The sequence below is a fragment of the Flexithrix dorotheae DSM 6795 genome, from assembly GCF_000379765.1.
Classification (GTDB): Bacteria; Bacteroidota; Bacteroidia; order Cytophagales; family Flammeovirgaceae; genus Flexithrix; species Flexithrix dorotheae.
In genome coordinates this window covers 242,747-264,149 of sequence record NZ_KB903520.1, presented here as the reverse complement: position 1 = coordinate 264,149, position 21,403 = coordinate 242,747, and the positions used below count along the sequence as shown (strand labels likewise).

The 21,403-nt window shown below is 35.4% G+C and carries 17 protein-coding genes; 8 read left to right on the top strand and 9 right to left on the bottom strand.

Annotated features, from left to right (window positions below):
- Positions 1-64 precede the first annotated feature (64 nt).
- Complete coding sequence (locus tag A3EM_RS0140645) at positions 65-1,054, top strand: carbohydrate-binding domain-containing protein (protein ID WP_020533987.1); 990 nt, start codon at positions 65-67, stop codon at positions 1,052-1,054.
- 53 nt (positions 1,055-1,107) lie between these two features.
- Complete coding sequence (locus A3EM_RS45260) at positions 1,108-2,646, top strand: amidohydrolase family protein (protein WP_020533986.1); 1,539 nt, start codon at positions 1,108-1,110, stop codon at positions 2,644-2,646.
- 155 nt (positions 2,647-2,801) lie between these two features.
- Here the strand turns inward: A3EM_RS45260 and A3EM_RS0140630 are convergent, their stop codons facing one another.
- Together A3EM_RS0140630 and A3EM_RS45255 are read right to left on the bottom strand one after the other, a co-directional pair.
- Positions 2,802-3,218 (bottom strand): transporter substrate-binding domain-containing protein, encoded by a 417-nt coding sequence (locus A3EM_RS0140630; protein WP_157638320.1) that lies wholly within the window; start codon positions 3,216-3,218, stop codon positions 2,802-2,804.
- A 245-nt stretch (positions 3,219-3,463) separates the two neighbouring features.
- Entirely contained in the window at positions 3,464-4,789 is a 1,326-nt protein-coding gene (locus A3EM_RS45255; RefSeq protein WP_157638319.1) for a serine hydrolase domain-containing protein, read from the bottom strand.
- Positions 4,790-5,472: 683 nt separating this feature from the next.
- Here A3EM_RS45255 and A3EM_RS47935 point away from each other — a divergent pair.
- The gene (locus A3EM_RS47935; protein WP_020533982.1) at positions 5,473-5,616 is read left to right on the top strand and encodes a hypothetical protein; all 144 of its coding nucleotides are present in this window, start codon (positions 5,473-5,475) and stop codon (positions 5,614-5,616) included.
- A gap of 153 nt (positions 5,617-5,769) precedes the next feature.
- On the opposite strand, the gene A3EM_RS0140615 is transcribed toward A3EM_RS47935, so the two are convergent.
- Complete coding sequence (locus A3EM_RS0140615) at positions 5,770-6,048, bottom strand: hypothetical protein (RefSeq protein ID WP_020533981.1); 279 nt, start codon at positions 6,046-6,048, stop codon at positions 5,770-5,772.
- Positions 6,049-6,365: 317 nt separating this feature from the next.
- Between A3EM_RS0140615 and mog the strand changes: the two genes are divergently transcribed.
- The 4 genes from mog to A3EM_RS0140590 all read left to right on the top strand — a co-directional run bounded on the left by mog (position 6,366) and on the right by A3EM_RS0140590 (position 10,817).
- Positions 6,366-6,896 carry a molybdopterin adenylyltransferase gene (gene mog, locus A3EM_RS0140610; protein WP_020533980.1) on the top strand — a complete coding sequence of 177 codons (531 nt, stop codon included), beginning with the start codon at positions 6,366-6,368 and terminating at the stop codon, positions 6,894-6,896.
- A gap of 145 nt (positions 6,897-7,041) precedes the next feature.
- Positions 7,042-7,659 (top strand): GTP cyclohydrolase II, encoded by a 618-nt coding sequence (gene ribA, locus A3EM_RS45250; RefSeq protein WP_020533979.1) that lies wholly within the window; start codon positions 7,042-7,044, stop codon positions 7,657-7,659.
- Positions 7,660-8,021: 362 nt separating this feature from the next.
- Positions 8,022-8,651: a 2OG-Fe(II) oxygenase gene (locus tag A3EM_RS0140600; RefSeq protein ID WP_020533978.1), complete on the top strand. Its 630-nt coding sequence runs from the start codon at positions 8,022-8,024 to the stop codon at positions 8,649-8,651.
- A gap of 345 nt (positions 8,652-8,996) precedes the next feature.
- On the top strand, positions 8,997-10,817 hold the full coding sequence (locus tag A3EM_RS0140590) for a hypothetical protein (protein WP_020533976.1): 1,821 nt from the start codon (positions 8,997-8,999) through the stop codon (positions 10,815-10,817).
- Positions 10,818-10,933: 116 nt separating this feature from the next.
- Here the strand turns inward: A3EM_RS0140590 and A3EM_RS0140585 are convergent, their stop codons facing one another.
- Positions 10,934-12,880 carry a BamA/TamA family outer membrane protein gene (locus A3EM_RS0140585; RefSeq protein ID WP_157638318.1) on the bottom strand — a complete coding sequence of 649 codons (1,947 nt, stop codon included), beginning with the start codon at positions 12,878-12,880 and terminating at the stop codon, positions 10,934-10,936.
- 136 nt (positions 12,881-13,016) lie between these two features.
- Between A3EM_RS0140585 and A3EM_RS0140575 the strand changes: the two genes are divergently transcribed.
- The gene (locus A3EM_RS0140575; RefSeq protein ID WP_020533974.1) at positions 13,017-13,676 is read left to right on the top strand and encodes a class I SAM-dependent methyltransferase; all 660 of its coding nucleotides are present in this window, start codon (positions 13,017-13,019) and stop codon (positions 13,674-13,676) included.
- A gap of 54 nt (positions 13,677-13,730) precedes the next feature.
- On the opposite strand, the gene A3EM_RS0140570 is transcribed toward A3EM_RS0140575, so the two are convergent.
- The 5 genes from A3EM_RS0140570 to A3EM_RS0140550 all read right to left on the bottom strand — a co-directional run bounded on the left by A3EM_RS0140570 (position 13,731) and on the right by A3EM_RS0140550 (position 21,354).
- A complete protein-coding gene (locus tag A3EM_RS0140570; RefSeq protein ID WP_026210902.1) occupies positions 13,731-14,159 on the bottom strand; it encodes an SRPBCC family protein in 429 nt (142 codons plus the stop codon).
- 129 nt (positions 14,160-14,288) lie between these two features.
- The gene (locus A3EM_RS45245) at positions 14,289-15,269 is read right to left on the bottom strand and encodes a helix-turn-helix domain-containing protein (RefSeq protein WP_020533972.1); all 981 of its coding nucleotides are present in this window, start codon (positions 15,267-15,269) and stop codon (positions 14,289-14,291) included.
- 39 nt (positions 15,270-15,308) lie between these two features.
- Positions 15,309-16,565: a hypothetical protein gene (locus A3EM_RS0140560; protein ID WP_020533971.1), complete on the bottom strand. Its 1,257-nt coding sequence runs from the start codon at positions 16,563-16,565 to the stop codon at positions 15,309-15,311.
- 63 nt (positions 16,566-16,628) lie between these two features.
- Positions 16,629-17,984 carry a T9SS type A sorting domain-containing protein gene (locus A3EM_RS0140555; RefSeq protein ID WP_020533970.1) on the bottom strand — a complete coding sequence of 452 codons (1,356 nt, stop codon included), beginning with the start codon at positions 17,982-17,984 and terminating at the stop codon, positions 16,629-16,631.
- Between the two features lie 277 nt (positions 17,985-18,261).
- Complete coding sequence (locus A3EM_RS0140550) at positions 18,262-21,354, bottom strand: efflux RND transporter permease subunit (RefSeq protein ID WP_020533969.1); 3,093 nt, start codon at positions 21,352-21,354, stop codon at positions 18,262-18,264.
- Positions 21,355-21,403: the final 49 nt, after the last annotated feature.

Genomic DNA, 21,403 nt, shown 5'->3' with positions numbered 1-21,403 from the left:
CACCAATAAATAAACATTAGTAATCAATTAACAATCTGAATTAAACTCTAACTCACTAAAATTAATGAGCCTAATTAAAAAAAAAAGAGTCTGGTTATCGAGTGTCATAATCCTATTACTTGGACTTTACATTTCTACCATTCATGGCTTTCTCTCTGTTTCAAATCCTATTAAAGCCAAAATTCTGGTAGTGGAAGGTTGGCTGCCCAATTATGCCCTTGAAGAAGCAGCCAAAGAATTTACAGAAAATGATTATGATTTTATTATTACCACAGGAATGCCTCTCGATCCGGAATACAGGATGGTCACCAATGGCAATTTAATATTTGTCCCCCCAAAAGCAGATACATTCCCTTACCCTGGCAATATGGATCAACCAGAATTAATTATCGGGGCAAAAAGTACACCTTTGCTGGGCGGATATGCAAAATTCAAATTATTTGTCAACAGCAAAGAAATCGATGATATAAAAACTACAGGGGAATTTAAAAACTACAACTTTAATCTCAATATGCCATTATCCGCTATCGACACCATCCGCATCCGATACTATAACGATGCTTTTAAAAATGGAGAAGACAGAGATTTGTTTGTGGATTCAGTGAAACTGGCCGGAAAATCTTTTTCTGCCCGAACAGACTACTTTATTTATGACAGAGGTACTTATGGTGGAACCGACATTTTCAAAACTAATTCTATAGCGGAGTACTCAGCTAATTACCTTAAGTACCTTGAAATTGAAGAAGATAAAATATTAGCAATAGCTGCAGAGGAAAAGGAACTCAACAGAACAAAATCCAGCGTGATGGCAGTAAAAAAATGGCTTGAAGAAAACACCAATGAAACTACTTCTATAAATGTGATTACATTGGGAACACATTCCAGAAGAAGCTGGATGATTTATGAAAAACAATTAAGTGAACTGGCCAATGTAGGAATAATTACTCTGGACGATATTCAATATGACAAAAATAGTTGGTATCTTTCTCCAAAAGGCTGGTTTGTAGTTTTGAAAGAATCAGCAAAATATATTTACACCATGATATTCTTGTGATAATACTGAATTCTACCAACCTAATTTAACCTGAAAAACTACTGTAAACCATCATGAGAATTCCCCTTACAATTATTTCATGTTCTCTGTTTTTCCATGCACTTTCTGCCAATGGACAGATGAAAAAAAACCAAAGCCTGGACAAGAAAAAAGCAACTTATCTGAATGCCAGGAAAGCCTTAGAACAACAAGATAGTCTAATGGCTTTTGATGCCTCTATTGTGCTTACTCAGGAAGAGCAAAATGCAGAAGAAAAATTAGGCCGACTCAGGAATAAAATGCTTAAAGATTACCGGGAGAATCACTATTTCCCTCCTGCAAGTTATTTTTACAGATGGGAAAAACACATGGAGGAAAGTCAGCTTTTTGATTTGCTCAAAAAAATGCCCAAAGGGGGAATTCATCATTTGCATCCTGTAACCATGCAGGATTATGATTGGATTGTGGAAAGAGCTGCAAGGGAAGAAAACTGTTATGTGTATTGGGAGGTAGATAATAATAGTTTCGTAAAAGGGCAATTGGGCTTTTTCAAACATGGACAACAACCCACAGGTTTTTACCCCACCAAAGAATTAGCCACTAAAAATCCTCAGTTTAAAACCGAATTATTAGACCTGCTTACTTTTGATAATAGTATTAGCAATGATTCTACAGACATCTGGATGGAATTTGAGAAAACCTTTCAGCGTACTGGAAAATTCTATAAATACCAGCCTATTTTTAAAGAATATTTTAGAGTGGCCATCAAAAATATGATAAAAGATGGTCTTCAGCACCTGGAATTAAGGGAAGGGTTGTCTTTCACACTTTATGACCTAGAACACCCTGAAGGATATTACACTCCGGATACCACTATACAATACTGGAAAGATCTGGAAAACGAATTCAAACAAGAAATCCCGGAGTTTTCTATTAAAATCATCCATACATTTCTGCGATTTTTTGAAAAAGAAAAAGTATGGCAAGATATGGAACTGGCCTTTCAACTAAGGAAGAAATACCCCGAAATGATAAAGGGTTACGATCTTGTAGCCGAGGAAGATGCCGGAAATACCTCCATTTATTTCCTAGACAACTGGCTGAAAATGGATTCATTACAGATGGTTTATGGTGTAGATCTTCCACTTTACCTCCACGATGGAGAAAGCAATTGGATATCAAATGATAACCTCTACGATGCAGTTTTACTGAACAGTAAAAGAATAGGCCACGGTTTCAATTTATTCAGGTATCCCGCTCTTATCCAGAAAGTGAAAGAAAATAACATTTGTGTAGAAGTAAACCCTTTGAGTAATCAGATATTAGGTTATATCTCGGACCTGAGAATGCACCCGGCCACTTATTTTATGAATCAGGGCGTGCAAATTAGTATCAGCCCGGATGATCCGGGGGTTTTTAGTTACACTGGAGTTACTCCCGACTATTGGGCTATTTACCTGGCCTGGGAACTCGATTTCCAGGCACTGAAAAAACTAGTTTGGAACTCAATAATTTACAGCAGCCTCAATGAAAAGGAAAAGGAAATGTCTTTAAAAGCACTGGAAAAAAAATGGGCAGAATGGATTGATTATGTCAATTCTGAATTGAATTAAGTTTCCATTTTTTCACAAAAAAAAGACCTGCAAAAAAATTAGCAGGTCTTTTTTTGAAGTAAAGTTGTCCAAATGGAATTACCATGACCAAAATCTACTCCTTCTTGTCTTGAAATCCCTTACTTTAGACTACTTCAGGAATTAAAAATTTTCCATTAACTTCCAATCCATTTATTTTTCAATTTTTCCAATTCCCCCTTATTTTCCATTTCAGAAATGAAAGCATTCAAATAATCCAGAAAATCCTTTTCAAATGAGGGAAGAAGAATCGCAATTTCCTCCTTATCATCATACACATAACCTCTTGACATCCCGCTAATTAAAGTATGAGATATAGTTCTTTTTATCCCAGACATCGCAATATTAAACTCCCCAGTGGCCACCCCACTTATCAGGGCCCTTTCTCTCACCTTTACAAAGTTTATTTTCACCCCGATTTTTTCCCCTAATAAATGAGCCAGATCAATATCAAAACCTTCCCATTTTTCATTAATCGCATCATAATGGGTAAAGGGTAAATTTTCCCCTGTCGATCCAATCGTGAGTACTCCTTTATCCAGTACATATTCCATTAATGAGGAATATTTATTTTTAGATTGTGCCTTTACTTCAGAAAAATTTATCAAAAAAATCAATCCTATAAAAAAAATTAGTAGTGATTTAGTGTTTACCACACTCCGTCTCATAGCTGTTTAAATTTGTTCAAAAAAGTTTAATTCATGATAGTTTAGGTAGAATATAAGGTGCCACTGGTGTTAAAAAAGCGATATCAGTTTAGTATTGACAATCAGTGTATTATCTCACTGAATTTCCTCACTTATTTCGTGTTGTTCGCACCGCGTAGATGAATCAAAATGTCTTCAACCATTTCACCAAAATTCCATCTTTCGTAGTCAAAAGTTAGCCCTAGTCTTACAATAACGGTTTTTTTGGAAGGAATTATAATTATGTTTTGGCCCTGGTATCCCGAAGCATAAAAAAGATCATTAGGAAGGTTGGGCCAATGTCTGGTTTTTCCAGGAACTGGCATTTTGGCATTTTTCCAAAAGTGTGCCCCATACTGCCCATATTTGTCCAATTGAGAAGGCGATCTGGAATATTCTACCCAGCCCTCTGGCAATATCTGTTCGCCATTCCATTTTCCATCATTTAAATACAATAAACCAAATTTTGCATAATCCATCGGAGAAGCATATACAAAGGAAGAGCCTACAAAATTTCCACCAGGATCTACTTCAAGGTACGTATTATCCATCCCCAACTTACGAAAAAGCATTTGATAGGGAAATGCCAGATAGTCTTCCAAAGAGGAGAAATAACTCTTTATAACCCCTGATAAAATATTGGAGTGAACACTTGAATATCTCCAGGAAAAATTTTCTAATGGTTTTTGAATTAATTTTTGTCCAAATTCAAATACATCAGGCTGATTGAATAGCATTTCGGCCAATTTTAATTTATCGTGAAAATCGGCAAATTGAAGCCCGGTTTCCATTCGGAGCAACTGGTGAATTGAATACCGGTGCTGTTTATTTAATAGTTTCTCTTTTGGAATTTCCTCATAAATATTTATTGCTTTTTCCTTCACCAGAATTCCTGTGACCGCATTGGTAATACTTTTGGCTAAAGACCAGCCAGCCTGAGGAATATCCCTTCCATATCCCGCAGCATAATTTTCAGCAATAATTTTATCCTGATGAATCACCATTATTGCCCTCGTATTCAGCGGATTTTTTATATCCTTTTCCACAAATGCTTTCCTTACTATTTTCTGGATATCTGAATCATATTCTGCTTGAAGGTCGTCACATGGTTTGACACTAACATGAGGAAAGGAAAAGCCATCTGAATTTTCCCCAAGGTGGCATCCTGTTGCAGGATGATACCAGCATTTTTTCGAAAAAAAACCTAAAACAGAGGCTTTTACATAACCCTGTTTTTCATTTATCCTCAGTTTTACAAACCAGGCCTTTTTAAGTTCATTTTTCTTTACATCAACAGGTTCACGAAGGCCTATAAAAAAAGCAGAAGCCATCAATTTTGCTGCAAATCCTGTAGCAATTGGTAGAAACCTTTGGCATAATAAATATAAGGACAGGGCAATAAGAGAAAATGCAATGACTATTAAAAAAAATTCCAACATTTCAATCATTCAAACTCACGACTATTATAAGCCTTCATCATTTATTTTTTCAGAAAACTAATAGATTTCAATGAGAAAAAGGAAATTTAATAATCAGGCTATGTATTTTTTTATTTTTTTTCTACTTTAGCTGAAATACAAAAACACCACACTACATTTTATCCAGGATATTTAAAAAAATGCTTTATTTTTTTAAATGATACTTTTCCAATAAGCAAAACTCAACCAAAAACTAATTTTTCTGTCTGTATGGGAGATTTACTGGAAAAATATGATCTTCGGCAGTTTTTTTCCGTATACTAAATAACCAATCGTTTATTCTCTGAATGTTCATTTTACAGAGAGTAACTTCTTTAAAAATAAAATTCAGGGGATTAAAATAATTTAGGATTAGACAATAATCAGTCAAAAATTATCTTCTTAAATTAAAATGATGCTGTAAAAATACTTACAAACTACACTAATGCATCTTCAGATCCTGATCAACCACTATTTATCAATTGCCTATTCAGGTATATAATTTTACCGGCAATAATTATTTGGTAAAATTTGGTTTACTATTTCCAAAAAACACCGACACTAATAACTAAAAAACTTAAGGGGAATTCATTTTTAAATCAGGAATATTTTCCCTGAAAGTATTCACTTATTTTATTTTTTCATCCAATCAATCTCTTAATAACATGGTACAACAATATGATGAACTTGAAAAAGAGAAAAAACCATCATTAGTATTGGTGGGCTTTCTCATCGTGGCTATCTGTTCTGGTATTTCCGGATTTATTATCGGCTTCTTTTTGGAGCAAATCCTGAGTTTTTTCAAATAGGAAACCCTTAGCCCTCAATTATGTGGGAAATCACCCATGAATACGTCATAATTGATGGATAACTCAAAAAACTAATGAAAACTCCTAGCTTTCCTTTTGGGGAAATTCCTGACTGTTTTCCATTCTAAAACTGAAGAAAAACCTTTAATAGTGTCAGGCTAAAGATTCAAGCTTTTTTTCCTTCTTTTGAAAAGTTATGGGGATAAATTCTTCAGTAGGCATTCCGATATGAGCTAAGGCCCACTCTTCATCATATCGGGTCACCATTTGCTTTATACATTCTACTCTGTTTTCTCTCGGCTCTTCGCAATCCTCCCATCTAAAAATTTCCACTTTATAATAATAGCTTGTTTTCTTTCCATTAATCTTCACATCCACTTCAATTTCGTGTTCCCCTGCAATGTTGGGTAATTCTATGGCAATTGATTTCATATCTAATTTTTAAAAGTTAAGGGTAAAATTTTAGTTCAAAATACATTTATTGGATTTATAATTAATTGAAATTGATTGATGCACTTCTAAATTAGTCAATAAAAAAGGGAAAACAAATCCAATACCATACAATAATTCATTGAAAATCAATAAATTAAAAGGCACGCAAAAAATCAAAAGCAAAAATTATGTTCGCTCACGGGCATAATTGTTCGTAGGAGAACATTAAAGTCTTTATTCGGAAAGTGAATTTCAAAGCAAAAATCAATTGTTTTATTTAGATTTACCTTCAGAAAAAGCACTAAATTCAATTTGTTTTGAAAGTAAAAATAGGTATCATAAACGTTTCAGACAGGGCCAGTAAAGGCATTTATGAAGATATTCCGGGAAAAGCAATAGTTTCCACCTTAGAAGAATATTTAACCACAAGTTTTGAAAAAGTCTATAAGGTAATTCCCGATGAACAGGATCAGATTTCAGCGGCTATGGTAAAAATGGCTGATGAGGAAGGGTGTTGCCTGATTGTTACTTCAGGAGGTACAGGACCTGCCAAAAGAGATGTAACTCCTGAAGCCACTGAGGCTGTCTGTCAAAAAATGTTGCCTGGTTTCGGTGAACTTATGCGTCAGGAAAGTCTGAAGTATGTCCCCACTGCAATTCTATCCAGGCAAACTGCAGGAATTCGCAACCATACCCTAATTATTAACCTTCCTGGAAAACCCAAAGCTATAAGGCAATGCCTGGATGCTGTATTTCCAGCAGTACCCTACTGCATAGATCTTATTGAAGGCCCTTATCTGGAATGTGATGAAAAGGTAATAAAACCATTCAGACCCAAACAATCTTAAGCGCTTCACTGGCAAAAAATTGAATTATATTCAGGCATAAGTGTTTAAGACTTTGAGGATTGGAAATTGGGTTTCACGTATAATTTAATTCTTTACAAATCTAATTTATTATTTTTGCTTAAATTCGAGTGCTTAGATATAAAAAATGATTAAAAGACAGGCAGAAGCAAATATCCCAAACAGATGGGGAAACTTTAGGATGATCGGATATGCAGAAAATGAAAACGATTATGCACCTCATTTTGCTATGGTTCATGAAAAAACTGATTTTTCAAAACCTGTGACCGTAAGAGTTCATTCTGAATGTATTACAGGAGATTTATTCGGGTCGTTCAGATGTGATTGTGGAGAACAACTTGAAGAATCCAGCAGGATTATCAGTAAAAATGGTGGCATTATTCTGTATTTGCGTCAGGAAGGAAGAGGTATTGGTATTTTGAATAAATTGAGGGCTTACGTTCTGCAGGACAAGCATAAATTAGATACCGTAGAAGCCAACGAGAAATTGGGGTTGCATGTAGATTTGAGGGATTATTCAATTGCCATTCTGATGTTGGAGGATTTAGGAATAAAAGAAATAAATTTACTTACCAACAATCCCGATAAGATTGCCTCATTTGATGGTTCCTCTATAAAGGTGGTAAGCAGGCTTCCCATTATTATTCCACACCACGATATAAATCTCAAATACCTCAAAACTAAACAGGAAGTTTTAGGTCATATGTTCAAGTATCCATCTGAAAACGGGAATTCCGAACACTAAAAAAAACCGAATTTTCTAAAAATTAAAAGCAGACCGTAAATAGTTTACGGTCTGCTTTTTCATTTTTGGTGTATCAGTGATGGACTACTGATTGGTTTAATTGTTAAACGTTAAAGCTCGATTGTTTTTCAGTCGGGCTTTTTTATTTTACTTAATATAGGAAAAAAATGTTAAAGTGTCTAGCAATCACAATTTTATCAGCTGAATCATTTCCAAAAAATCAATTCTATCTTCACTAAAAATCCCCTTTAAAAATATGGAATTATCCCGACTATTTTTTAGCTTCGCAGGCTTTTTTTAAGAGTTGGGGAACTCCTCCCCATCTCTATTGAAAATTTCGGAATTAAGCCATCCGAAAAAAAATGGAAACGGCATTACAAGACGATTGGGTTAACCGGGTTGACCGATTGTCAAATGATAATTACCTCATTGTAGATGATTTTCTTAGTGAGGAAAACCTTTGGGGAATTAAATCTTACTTCAAAGGTATGAGGGAGGAAAATGAACTCCAAAAGGCAGGCATTGGTACCCTTTCAGCGCACCAGTTTAACAGTGAAATTCGTGGAGATTCTATTTTCTGGCTATCAAAAGGGGAAAATCCTTTTATTGATTACTTCCTTCAGCGGATGGATGAACTTAAAGAAAACCTTAACCAGTTATGTTTTTTAAGCTTATCTGGCTATGAATTCCACCTAGCTTTATATCCCAGAGGTTCTTTCTACCTAAAACACCTTGACCAGTTCAAGGGAAGAAACAACCGCCTTGTTTCGGTTATTCTTTATCTTAATGAAAACTGGATGAAGGGTGACGGAGGAGAATTAAAAATGTATTTAGAAGATGGTGAAAAGCTAATTGAACCTATTGCCAATAGATTAGTTATTTTCAAAAGCGATTTGGTAGAACATGAAGTGCTTCCCACCTTAAAAGAACGCTATAGCCTCACCGGCTGGATGTTATACCAACCCCCGGGATTAGGCTTTTTACTAGGTTGAACCGGATTTGGATTTCCGGTTCAATTCCTTATTATTCCAAGGAATTAATCTTAAAATTAGGAAATAAATCTGGTTTTTATTTCCTTTAAACAACTAAAAACAGGTATTGGAAGGATAGGCCTTGCCAACCTTAAATTCACCATAAATTAATTCACCTTAACTTTTCTTCTAAAACCTTATTTAAATGGAGAAAACTGGCAATTCTCCTAACTGTAAATGACAATTGTTCAAACTATGCGAAGTGGTTGAACAAAAATTACAACATTTAAATATTGCCACATCTAATTGATATTGAGGTGAAGTGGCTCAATATTAATATAGTACTGGTACTTACTTCAAAATTCTATGAAGATTAATTTAGTTGTTTCTGAAATTTTTCTGCTGCTGTTTATTTCTTTAAATGTTTGGGCACAGGAAACTAATCTAACCCCCGATTTCATCACTAAGGAAGAGCCTTTTGCTTCCTTTGATTTCCGCTGGAACAATAGGAACAATCTGGATATTTTAATTGCCCTTAATGTACAAAACGATCCCGCAATCTATGACGAAATGATCTACCACGATCCGGAAAAGTTGGTGGTAGAAGAAATCCAGGGTGAATTTTATTGGCTAAACAGCAGTGGTACTGAGCGTTCAGCAACAATTAAAGCAGAAAATATTTTTAAAGATTCTACGGGCTACGTTTGGGTCGGGCATTTTAGAAACCGACCTTATGGTCTGGGGAATACCCTCAAAGGTAGCGACCGGTGGACCAGAGGTTATTTTAATATCCACTATTCCATCGATAGTATTTTTTATACCACCCCAAAAATTCCAGTTTATTACGATAAAACAAAAATTTCTAACCCTGAAGAATCTTCAGTTTCCATGGGAATCATTTCCCTTACTAAAAATAAAACAGAGGATGAGGCTACTTTAAACTTATTTGCCAGTGAGGAAAAAACGAAAATTAAAAAAGCTTTCATTCTGAATATAGCAGATAGTACAGTAATAGGAGAAAGTATAGACTGGCCGCAGCAGATGATGACTGGAAACAATCCTAAGATAAGGATAAAGCTAAAAGAAAATGTATGGCCGGAATTAAATTACATTGTAAAGCTGGATTATGAAGTAGATACCATGAGGAATTTGCCCTATTGGCAAAGGCTCATGCAATTTGATGTGATTCCTACATTTGAGGTAACCAAAATTGAACTGGTAGAAACAGGAGAAGAAATTATCAGAAACAGGGTAAATCTCAACTATAATAAAAACCTTAAATTAAGAATTTACACCAATGCTTCCGCAGAACAGGGTTATATAACCAATAGCATGGAGGTAAAGTTTAAGATTCTGGAAGAAACCCGAAACCTGCTGGGCTATCAGGAACCTATCCCTGTAGCTTTTGATAAGCGGGGAATTGGAATTTTGGATATTAACCTAACCGATGCGCAGGATGGAGCTTATACACTGGTAGTAGATGAAGGGAATGTGAAAAGCAAAACCAGTCTTTCCAGTGAAGAAATTATTGATCTAAGCCCGTTAGACCCTATTCTAATTGTAAGAGACACCAGAAATATGATTAAATCTTTAAGGTTTGATTATACTGAAAAAAACTATGAAATTAGTTTTGGTTTGGTAAAACCCATTTCCGCCAATCAGGTATTTGCCATTTCCAATACAAATGTAAAAAAGGAGGCCATTTTTGATGAGAATAGTCAACGATATCAAATAGAATATAAACTGGAGGAATTTCCCAAAAATGCATTGTCCAATTTCATTTTAAATGTTTCCGGTCATGAGCTTCTGGAATACGAATTTTACATTATGGATAAAACCCAAATTTCTCAGGGAATTCAAAATGAAATTGATATAATGGTAGGTTCTATTCCCAATAAAAAAAGACCATCCCATTTAAGAGATGATAATAACACCACAATTTTAAAAGAAGCTTTTCAAAAGGTAATTAATGAAAAATTTGCTTCGATTCTGGAAAAGTCAACTCCTAAAGAAATAGCCGATTTTAATGACAATCTGAATGATATTTTGAGCTTTTATGTGGAATACCTGGCTAATATTCCCAAAGACAGGGCTGATGATCCGGCTTTCTGGAATTCTTCAGGAGATAAACTGGTAGATACAATTGGTGGGGTTGCCTTGCGGTATTTGGGAGTAGTATTAGGCTAGTGCGACTAGCAGAAAGTCTGTCCTAACGAAATCTGTAAGGTTTATCAATGGATCAACAAGTTGGCTATTCATTCCCAAACTCCAGATACTTTTTTAATGCCTGTGGCACTAGCCAGCTATTTCACTTCAATTAGAGCAGGTTTATCCGAAACATTATTCCCAAATAGTTTTGGGTCAGAAAAGGAAAAATCGTAAAAAAACTTTCCGTTTCCGGAAAAAGTTTTGGGGACATATCCCAGTTTTAATTGGATAGTTTGAAAAACCAAGCCTTCATTTCTTATCCTTGCCCCAATCCCAAATGAACTATAGAGACCCTCAAATAGTGATTTGGAATCAAAACCAATTAATCCAACATCGACAAAATTGAAAAGGGCTACACGAAAACCATAAAAGTAAATTGGAGTAAAAAATACACTTTCATAATTAAGGATTAATTTCCGGTCACCATCCGGTTTTAAACCTGAATACCCATTCAGGTTTTCGCTTAAATTCAGGTTTTGGATTTTTGTCAGTCTGTTTTTAGAAAGGGCAAATTGAAAATCCACAAAATGTCTTACTTTCCAAATACCCAGATTTTTTAAGTTACTGAACATTCCCCCCTGAATTAAGAATGTAAGATCTTCGAATCCATTGTTTCGGTAAAAACTCCCGATTTTATTGGAGGCCGAAAAATAACCGAATGGATCAATTTTAATCCCATAGGTAATTTCTAATCCGCCATAAGGCCGTTTTAAAAATTCTCCATAATCATATCCGAATGTCACCCCGGCTTTAAACCCTACCGGCACGTTTTCAGTCCGATTAAAACCCAAAAGCATTCTTGTATTTAAATAATCCCTTCTGGAATAACTAATACTACCGATATATCCGCTTCTGTCATGAAAAAAAAAGTTACTGTCCTGACTGACTTCCGGTCTCGCCAGAAAATCCGTCTTATATACCCTGTTAGCCACAATCAACCGTTTCCTTTCATCAGAATTAGAAACTTTAAAAGAACGTCCGAGCCAGACATCATAAACATTGGTTTTAAAAGGCACCCTAATGATAGAATCGGAAGGCTCTGATTCTATCCTGAAGTCTTCCACCTGATTTACTGCTAACCCTCCCCCATATTTCAGGTTTGGATATAAAAACTCCCTCTGAAAATCAATTCCCGTTTTTGAATATTCAAAATCCCGGATATATTCGAATGTTCCGGTAATTAAAGTCCCTGCCAGGTTGGGATTGGTAAGACGACCCCGGTAGGCAAAAGTTGGGTTTTCATTGGCTTTATAAAAAAAGGAATTATTAAACTCAATCCCCATTCCCAAAAAATTCCTGTCATAAAGATCGATTCTAAAATCTGTAGGGCTACTTCCCGACCCTCCCAGTCCAATCGAAAATACATCTTTCACAATAATAACCAATTCTACTTCTTCCGGGTTATTTTCCTGAATCACAGGTAAAATCCTGACATCCTCAATAAAACTCAAATCACGAATAATCCGCTCATTATCTGCCAAAAGATAAGGATTTACAGTCTCTCCCTCTTTTACAATCAGGTAATCAAACAAAACGTGTTCCCTGGTATAGAAATGACCATCATCAAGAAGTTCCGTTAACCTGTTCCTGTGCGTGGCGGTTGTATCGTAAACCGATCCATCCAGTATTTCCACATGCTTAATTCTGATGGAAGAAATGGTCTTTCCTTCAAACTCCCTGAATTTTTCTTCACTCCGAATAAAATCGGTGGTATCCAATGGGTTTATGTATGCAGAAAAATTAATTAAAACATCATAGAGTTCTTTAGTAGTTTTCCTTTTATAGGCAAGAAGTTTCAGCTTTTCATAAAATCTTGTGGTTTTTGTTTTATCCTGAATAACATACTCTTTGTTACTGGGAATAATGACAACAGTATCTTTGGGAATATCAAAAATACTATCCTCATAAAACAGAAAATTATTGGCTTTTATAGATATAGTATCGAAAGAAACGATTTTATCCCCTCTCTTTTGCCCCTTGGCAGAAAGTCCACAAAACATTGCGGGAATGAAAAAGAAAAGAATAATTCTTAACCTGATCACTAATGAATTTTTGATATCTTTAAAGCAAAAGTTTCCGGACAAATTTATCTTAAAATTCCCTGAATTTTACAGTCCGCGATGGAATCCTTAAATCTAAAATAAATTAAATTTTTACACCAATTAAACCTGTAAAATAATGGACGAAAAAACCCTGAAAGCAATAGCCCAACAACTCAGAAAACCGGAAGGTGAATACGCTACAGCTGTTGGAAATAAAATGAATGAAGGGAATAAAATCATAAACCTTCAATCCATCGAAGCCATGGATATTCAGGATAATGACGAGATTCTGGAAATAGGAATGGGCAATGGTTTTTTCGTAAAAGAATTATTCAATATAAATAAGACTATAACCTATTCTGGCTGCGATTATTCAGAGGAAATGGTAGCTGAGGCAGCAAAACTTAATGATAACCTGATAAAGCAAAATAAAGCTGAATTTATACTCGCTAATGGGAAAGAACTACCTTTTAATGATCATCTTTTTGACAAAATATTAACCATAAATACTTTATATTTTTGGGAAGACCCGGAAAATTATTTCAATGAAATAAAACGGGTCTTAAAAAAAGATGGGAAATTAACTATAGGGATTCGCCCCAGATCTGTCATGAAGAGTTATCCTTTCGTAAAATATGGCTTCAACATGTTCTCCAAAGAAGAATTAATTACCCTCCTGACCCAAAATAAATTTGAAATAGAAAAAGTGGAAGAAAACATGGAACCCGATCAGGAAAATGAAGGCATTAAATTTAAGGTAGAAAATCTAATTGCGGTGGCAAAGATCATCAATTAGCAGAGATTCAGGTTTGGCTTTTCATCTTCTACCAAACCTGAATTATTTCCTTTTTTATCCTTCTACCATTTCCTTTATTTTTTTAAAAACAGCATCCCAATTAGCATCTGAATGTTCGTATTGCATTTTGGTAACCGAGTTTTCCTGGGTAAAAATTAACTGACAACCATTACCCTTTTCCTCCAATCTGAAGGTAAGAATGATATAATTTTCCGGTACATCCGGCAATCCGGAAAAGTTACTCCAATAGTCATACTGAAAGACTTTTTCTGGTTCAAATTTTAATATAGTTCCTTTATCCCTGTAATCCTTTCCTTCCCAGCTTCCAGTGAAAACAATGGAACTTCCAGCCTTCCATTCGGAGATAACAGTTGTACCAAAAAGGTATTCTTTAATTTTTTCGGGTTGGGTCAATGCTTCCCAAACTTTTGATTTTGAAACATTAAAAGTTATTTCTTTTTTAATTACAGGTAAGTTTTCCATGGTCATTTTTTTATACCAAAAGTAGAAAAGGGCATAAGGAACCACTTACAAAAAAAGGAGCAAAACTTATAAATTATGGAAACCATAGTAAAGATAAAATAATAACATCCGTTTTCAACTTTACTAAATTTACTTTTTCGCCTGACTTGGAGGCACACCAAATTTCTTTTTAAAAGCCGCACTAAAGTGCTGGGGAGAAGCATAACCCAATTGATAAGCTATTTCAGAAATAGTTTTTTGGGTATCCAGAAGGGATTTTAAAGCCAATTCCAAACGAAAATTTGAAAGAAAACCAAAAGCAGTTGTTTGAAACATTTCCTTAAACCCTCTTTTCAATTTGTATTCATTCATGCCTACATGCCTGGCTAGTTCCGACAAACCCGGAGGATTTTCCACATTAGCCATTAAAAAATCCCGGGCTTCCAGCAATCTTTCCTGATCTGCTTTTCTTTTGCAATAAACATTTTTATCTCTTTCCGCCTGATCAAATGCTTCAGCCTGCAAAACCAAAATCTCAAGACTTTTGGAAAGTAAATACATTTTGCGCAGCCCACCCCTGTATTTACAATTTAAAAGATCATTTATCGCCTTATTCAAATCTGGTGAAAGCATTAAAGAATTCGGAGCTAAAACGACCGGACCTCCTTTTAGCATGTTTTCGGCAAACCTGTTTAAAATGTCATTTCCATCTTCAATCATCCTCAGAAAGACTTCCGGCCTGAACTGAATGGCAAGACTTTCAGCCACCAATGCTCCATTCTGAAAAGTATTCTTAAAGCCCGGTGAATAAACAATATTGTGTTTTCTACCTTTCACATTATATTCCCTGCCCTGCTGATGAATGACATAAGTGCCCTGCAGGTTAAATTCCAGGTTTACTACATCAAGTGGATTTTCCTTTTCAAAATAATAATGATCCTTATATCGATGCCTGGACCAGGCAATTCGGATGCCATCAAACCACCAATGTTTAACCTCTGTAGTCCCATAAGTCCTTTCCTCCAGAATCGCCTCTTCCTTCAATTGATCAGTAAGCAAATCAGCAACGGTGATGCTGGGCTGGAAAAAATTTTTAACTAGGGAGAGCGATTTTGATTTCAGGGATTTCATGAATTAAAATTAAGCAGGACTGCTCATTCCTGCAAGAACTCAGGAATCCGGAGTTTTGGAAAAGTGAAGATATTTATAAAATTTTGGTGCCAGTTTTTCATTTTCATAAATGTAAATATTTTGTTCCGTACTCAGTGCATTTAGTTTAAAATCCCGAATCAAAAAATCATGTGTTAGTCCTGTTTTTTTATAATCAAATTTTTTGGACACACCCTGAGGGAAAATATTCATATTCACTGTTTTACCAGAACGGTTTAATTTCCAACCACCTTCCTGAATGACTTCGCCTCCTCTTTTTACCTGAAAAGAACTGTCTTCATTAAATTCATAAGTAATCAATTTATTTTTCCAATCCTCCTCCTTTATTACAAACTCCATCAATTCCTCATCAATACCAACCTCCTCAAACGCAATAATCATTGAATCGGGAATTACTTCCCTATCAATAGAATCCACTTTGAATTCAGGTATTTCCACCGATTCTAGAAGCCATTTCCCAATTAATTCATTTCGCTTTCTTTCTAATTCAATTTTGTCAATAAGTGGGCTGGAAATCAATAACACTTCATATTTATCTCCCCTTTTCCAGGCATTTGCCCAAATCGTATCATTTTGAATTTTTGTAATAAAAAATTCAGACGGATAAAATGACCTGAAAGCTTTATCTAAAAGTAATACAGGTTGCCCCTTTACCTCTCCAAGCATCCAAAAATACATTTCATTTTTAGCTGTATTCATGAAAAAATTGTCTCCGAAGTGTTCTACCACACATTTTTTGGCATTTGGGAAATCCCTATTTTCATCCAGGAAAACCACCCCTAAGGTTTGGTTCCCAAAAGGATCATGTTCAGCTTTAAGAGTCCAATAGTGATTCTTAAGCATTTCAGCAACTTCTTTAATACTTTCAGAAATAGGGGCCGGTTGGAAGGACAAGAGTTTTATGATAGACTTTTCACTATCACTTTTAAAGTTTTTATGAAAAGTTGAATCGAATTCTAATATTAGTGTATCCTTTATGAACTGAAAAGGAATATCTGGTAAACTATTAGTCTGGATAATTCCACCTTTAGCGGATTTGATAAAATGACTCTCGTTTTCCCAGCCTCCATAATCGATAATCAGGCTATCATCTTTAAAAGAATAAATGGTAGCATAAGCTCCACAATAATCCATAGGACGGTCTACATCTACCGCAAACCAACTTCCCTGTAACTTATCAGTTTGGCAACTGGTTATGGTTAAAAGGAATAAAAAATAGTTAAATATCTGAAGGAGGAAATTATTTTTAATGACCATTGTAGTTCTAACTGATTTTATGGTTAGTAACCCCAATGGTCAAATTTATTACAAATCTAAAAATCAATATCGCACAAACCTTTTGATTGCAGAATGATTACCGATATCAAATTTTAAAATATATGCACCTTCGGAAATATCTAAATGATCAAGGCGATAGGTAGATATAATATCTTCTTTTTCCAACTTGACATTTTGCAACATCCTACCCTGCATATCGAATACAGAAATGAGCAAATCTCCAGTTAAAGGATTTTCCATGGCTATATTCAATTCTTCTCTGGCAGGGTTGGGGTAAACGGTGATTGATTCTTCCAAATTTGTCAACTCCCCCCAATTGTAGAAATAATACTTCTTTTCTTTAATTACCCAGTCATTTTGATCATTATCCCAGTCAAAGTTTTCCTCTATCAATTTATAACCACCAGGGCCGTATTTAAACAATTTTCTATTTCCATACTTTTCCTGATTATAATTTGTACTTAGCCTTTCAAAACGCACATTTTTCCCTGCCTCGTTCAACTCAGTAATGGTTACGGAATTATTTTTCCAGGAATTATTTTCACTTTCCCATAAAAATTCCTGTTCTATACTTTCAAATTCTTTTTTTTGAGTCTCCCTTTTTCTAAAAGGTTGCCATGATAAACTTGTAGTATCCCAGTCATAAAAAATAAAATTCGGTCTGTCCTCGCTTAAGTTAACATCATAATCTTCCTTGTACCGTCTGTGTTGGATTTCTCCATCTGGCAGTTGATGCCACTGATCCATTATCATAGAATCCAGTTCCTGATTTTGATGATAATGATAACTTGCATTTGACCGCAAATTCCATGAATTCTGCCCTGAATCAAACCTGAAATTTTTAAGAGATTCTATTTTGCCATTTGGGGTATAGGTAAATTCAGCCTTTCGCATATAATTAAGTTCTCCATTTTCATAAGAGTAACTATTAAAATTAGAAAGTACTAACTTTTCATCCTTATTGAATTGCTGTTTAGCTTTTGAAACTAAAATCCATTTTCCAGTTTCCTCATTGAAAGTATAATCTTCATAAATTTGTGTCTTTTCTTTTTCAAGGTAAGTTCCAGTGTACTTTTCCGTTTCAATCCAATCATTATTCTTCCAGATATATCCTATGATTGAATTATTTCCATAATAGGTATTAATAATATCAAATTCCCCAATATTTCTACTTTCTAACTTCCCTGAATCTTTATTCCACTTAATTCCCTCATAATTGGTAATTTCTCCGGATTTCTCAAATTTGTAATACTCCTTTACAAGCAAGCTAGAATCGGTTTCCGAGATAAAGTGATAAGTCATAACAGAATCTAACCTTAATCTTCCAGAATCCACAAAAACCTCTGGATATGGATATTGCTGAAAGTTTTTCATTGCCCAAACATTAATTTGGCTCATGGAAAAAACAAATATTAAGACTAGCAAAGTTCTCATTATATTATTCCGGGATTATACAAATAAAAAATCTATTTATAATTATAATCTAATAATATCATAATTATTAATCCAAAACCAAAATTTAACCTATTTTTAATCTAATGTTTAAAAAATGTTATTTCATAAATAGAAAAACCAGCACTAAAAGCACTGGTTTTTATCTACTATCACAACATATAATTAAATTATTATACTCATTTTCATAACCTGCTTTATGAAAATCCACCAAGTTATTACACTATATGGCAGGATTTAATTGCACCGAATCGTTTATTTCTTCGATGTCCCCATCTTCAAGTTTTTCCCTTGAAAATAACTTATAGAGTACCGGAACTACCAAAAGGGTCAGAAAAGTAGAAGATACCATTCCCCCGATAATTGTCCAGCCAAGTGGCGGCCATAAATCCCCTTTCGATAAAGTCAATGGCAGTAACCCGAAAATGGTGGTACAAGTAGTAAGCACAATCGGTAAAAACCTGGTTTCACAAGCTTTGATAATGGCTTCTGTTTTGTCCATCCCTCCTATTCTCAATTGGTTGGTATAATCAATTAATATAATGGAGGTATTAATCACTATTCCCACCAAACTGGTAAATCCTACGAAGGCAAAGAAAGAGAAAGTCCACCCGGTGATGAATAGGGCTACTATCGATCCGGTAAAAGCCAAAGGAATGGCAGAAAAAACAATCAGTGGTTGTCTGAACGATTTGAATTGCAAAACAAGAACTGCAAAAATGGCGATGAGTGCCATAATTAGTTTTTGCCCCAAATCCCCAAATGATTCCTGTTGCTTTTCATATTCCCCGGCAAAATGGAATTTATAACCTTCAGGCAACTCGTAATTTTCTAACTTGGCAATAATAGCTTCGGTTACCTTAATGACATTATGGTCATCCAGCACTGAAGCGGTGATCGTAGCGGTCCTTTCCAGGTTATAATGATCTATTTGCGAGGCACTTTTGGCAAATTCTATATTGGCGGTCTGGCTCAATGGCACAGATTTACCCGACATGGTAGTAGTATAAATTCTATTGAAATCATCGAGTGTAGGCTTGTCTCCGAAAGGCATTCTCACCACAATATCAAAGTTTTCCCCATTGTCCATGGTCATTTCATCCACTTTAATTCCGGTTAAACCAGCCCGAACCGCCAAATCAATATTTTGCAAGGGCAAACCAATTAATCCGGCTTTGTCCTTATTGATATTCACTTTGATATCCACTTTGTCAATAGCCAAAGGATTGTAAGTATTGATGACACCTTCAGTTTCTTCCACTGTTGATTCTATATCATAGGCAATTGCCTTGAGCTTATTTAAATCATCCCCATATACTTTCACGACAATTGGCGCATCCACTGGAACACCCTGTTTCAGTTCGGAAAGGGTAATCCTGGCTCCGGGATAATTTTCAAAATCCTTTCTTAATTGTTTGATGGTTGGATAGAAAGTATCTTCTTCCCATTCGGTAAGATTCACCAGCACCTGAGCATAATTCTTTTTAATACTTTTAGGAAATCGGTTATAATATATTCTCGGATTTCCATGGCCTACATTCATGCCATAATCGGTTACCATTGGCATGGTGTCCAGCACACTTTCCACAAATTGAGCAGCCTTATCTGTATTGTCAAGACTGGAACCTTCGGGAGTTTCAATATCAATTAATAAAAGTGGTTTATCTGCCACTGGGAATAAACTTACGCCAACTAAAGGGAACAATGCTATTCCACCCAAGAAAGTCAGCACAGCCAATACCAATACAATTGCTGGCCTTTTTAGGCCAAACTTGAGTGTGCTTCGGTAAAATTTTTCGATCACAAAGTTCAACCCTTTTTGTACCGTTTTTTCCTTTTTCTGCGGTTTGAGTTTAATAAATTTTCCAGCCAGAATTGGAGTAAATGTAAGTGCCAAAATCAGGGAAAGTACTAGGCAATAAACCACAATTAACGGCATAGACCGGATAAATTCTCCCACATCATTATTGATTAAAGCCAGTGGTAAAAAAGAAAGTACTGTAGTGGCTGTAGAACCGATTAATGCCCATCCCACTTCATTTGTTCCTTTAATGGCTGCCTGAATCAAAGTATGCCCTTCATTCAGGTATCTGGTGATATTTTCCACTACCACAATCGCATTATCCACCAAAAGGCCCAATGCGATTACCAAACCGATAATTGAGATTTGATGTAATCCATAATCACTCATATCCAGCATACTGATGGCAATAAATATGGTTGCAGGAATAACCGTCATCACCACTAATGCCGATCTGAAACCCAGAAATACAATTACAATAATCCCGATTAATATAATACCCTGCCCAAGATTCACCATAAACCCATCAATCCGCTGAGCAACTGCAGGGGCCTGTTCAAAAACTTTTGCCACCTCAATATCTCCCTTCAGGCTTTGTTGAAAAGTGGTAATTTCTTTATTCAGATTCTCTGAGATGCTCAGGATATTGTCATTTTCCTTTTGGGTAACCGTAAGAAAAACAGCTTTTTTCTGATTAAAACGCCCCTTGTAAGTCACATCTTCATATTCATAATGGATATGGGCAATATCTTTTAGATATACAATTTTTTCTCCATTGGCAGCAATCACAGTATTATTCAGTTCCTCAATGGTTTTGTAGCTTCCGCTGGTTTTGACGGTAAAGGATTTATTCCCGGAATCAATGGAACCACCAGGTAAATTTCTGTTGTTGCTACTCAGAATATTGATCACCTGATTAAGGGCCACATGCTGTTGTGACATTTTCTGGAAATCCAGGGCAATCCTTACTTCTTCTTCGGGAAATGCATCAATTTCCACAGTTCTCACTCCGGCTACCTTTTCCAGGGCATCTTCTAAATCCTCTGCTTTTTCTTTGAGTTTATGGTAAGAAGCATCATCAGAAGTAATGGCCAATTGCAAAATTTTCACCTCAGCCGGATGCAAATGTTTGACTTCAATTTTGTAAATATCTTCCGGCAAATCTCCCCGAATCGCGCTTACTTCCGATTTTATTTCATCCAGTTTGTCTTCCGTATCTATCCCGAAAGTCCCTTCAATTCTCATAACCACCAGACCTTCCTGCACTGTAGTTTTTATTTCCACAATATCCTCCAGCTCATTGATGGCTTCTTCAATGGGGTCCACTACCAACTCCTCCATATCTTTAGGACTCGTTCCGGGATAAATGGCTGTAATGGAATAATACGCCCCTTTTACCATAGGGTCTTCCGACCTTTTCATGTTCAGGTAGGAAAGTACCCCAGAAAAAATGGCCAGTAAAACAGCCACAATCACAAACTGAAAATTATTGAGTGAAAACTTAGGTAATTGCATTTTTTGATTCCTTTAAAATTTGGGAATAATGTTTTAATCCAAAGAATTT

Bases quoted from the DNA above. Each gene is read 5' to 3' on its own strand.
- A3EM_RS0140645 (WP_020533987.1), top strand. From the start codon at position 65: ATGAGCCTAATTAAAAAAAAAAGAGTCTGGTTATCGAGTGTCATAATC.
- A3EM_RS45260 (WP_020533986.1), top strand. From the start codon at position 1,108: ATGAGAATTCCCCTTACAATTATTTCATGTTCTCTGTTTTTCCATGCA.
- A3EM_RS0140630 (WP_157638320.1), bottom strand. From the start codon at position 3,218: ATGGAATATGTACTGGATAAAGGAGTACTCACGATTGGATCGACAGGG.
- A3EM_RS45255 (WP_157638319.1), bottom strand. From the start codon at position 4,789: ATGTTGGAATTTTTTTTAATAGTCATTGCATTTTCTCTTATTGCCCTG.
- A3EM_RS47935 (WP_020533982.1), top strand. From the start codon at position 5,473: ATGGTACAACAATATGATGAACTTGAAAAAGAGAAAAAACCATCATTA.
- A3EM_RS0140615 (WP_020533981.1), bottom strand. From the start codon at position 6,048: ATGAAATCAATTGCCATAGAATTACCCAACATTGCAGGGGAACACGAA.
- ribA (WP_020533979.1), top strand. From the start codon at position 7,042: ATGATTAAAAGACAGGCAGAAGCAAATATCCCAAACAGATGGGGAAAC.
- A3EM_RS0140600 (WP_020533978.1), top strand. From the start codon at position 8,022: ATGGAAACGGCATTACAAGACGATTGGGTTAACCGGGTTGACCGATTG.
- A3EM_RS0140590 (WP_020533976.1), top strand. From the start codon at position 8,997: ATGAAGATTAATTTAGTTGTTTCTGAAATTTTTCTGCTGCTGTTTATT.
- A3EM_RS0140575 (WP_020533974.1), top strand. From the start codon at position 13,017: ATGGACGAAAAAACCCTGAAAGCAATAGCCCAACAACTCAGAAAACCG.
- A3EM_RS0140570 (WP_026210902.1), bottom strand. From the start codon at position 14,159: ATGGAAAACTTACCTGTAATTAAAAAAGAAATAACTTTTAATGTTTCA.
- A3EM_RS45245 (WP_020533972.1), bottom strand. From the start codon at position 15,269: ATGAAATCCCTGAAATCAAAATCGCTCTCCCTAGTTAAAAATTTTTTC.
- A3EM_RS0140560 (WP_020533971.1), bottom strand. From the start codon at position 16,565: ATGGTCATTAAAAATAATTTCCTCCTTCAGATATTTAACTATTTTTTA.
- A3EM_RS0140555 (WP_020533970.1), bottom strand. From the start codon at position 17,984: ATGAGCCAAATTAATGTTTGGGCAATGAAAAACTTTCAGCAATATCCA.
- A3EM_RS0140550 (WP_020533969.1), bottom strand. From the start codon at position 21,354: ATGCAATTACCTAAGTTTTCACTCAATAATTTTCAGTTTGTGATTGTG.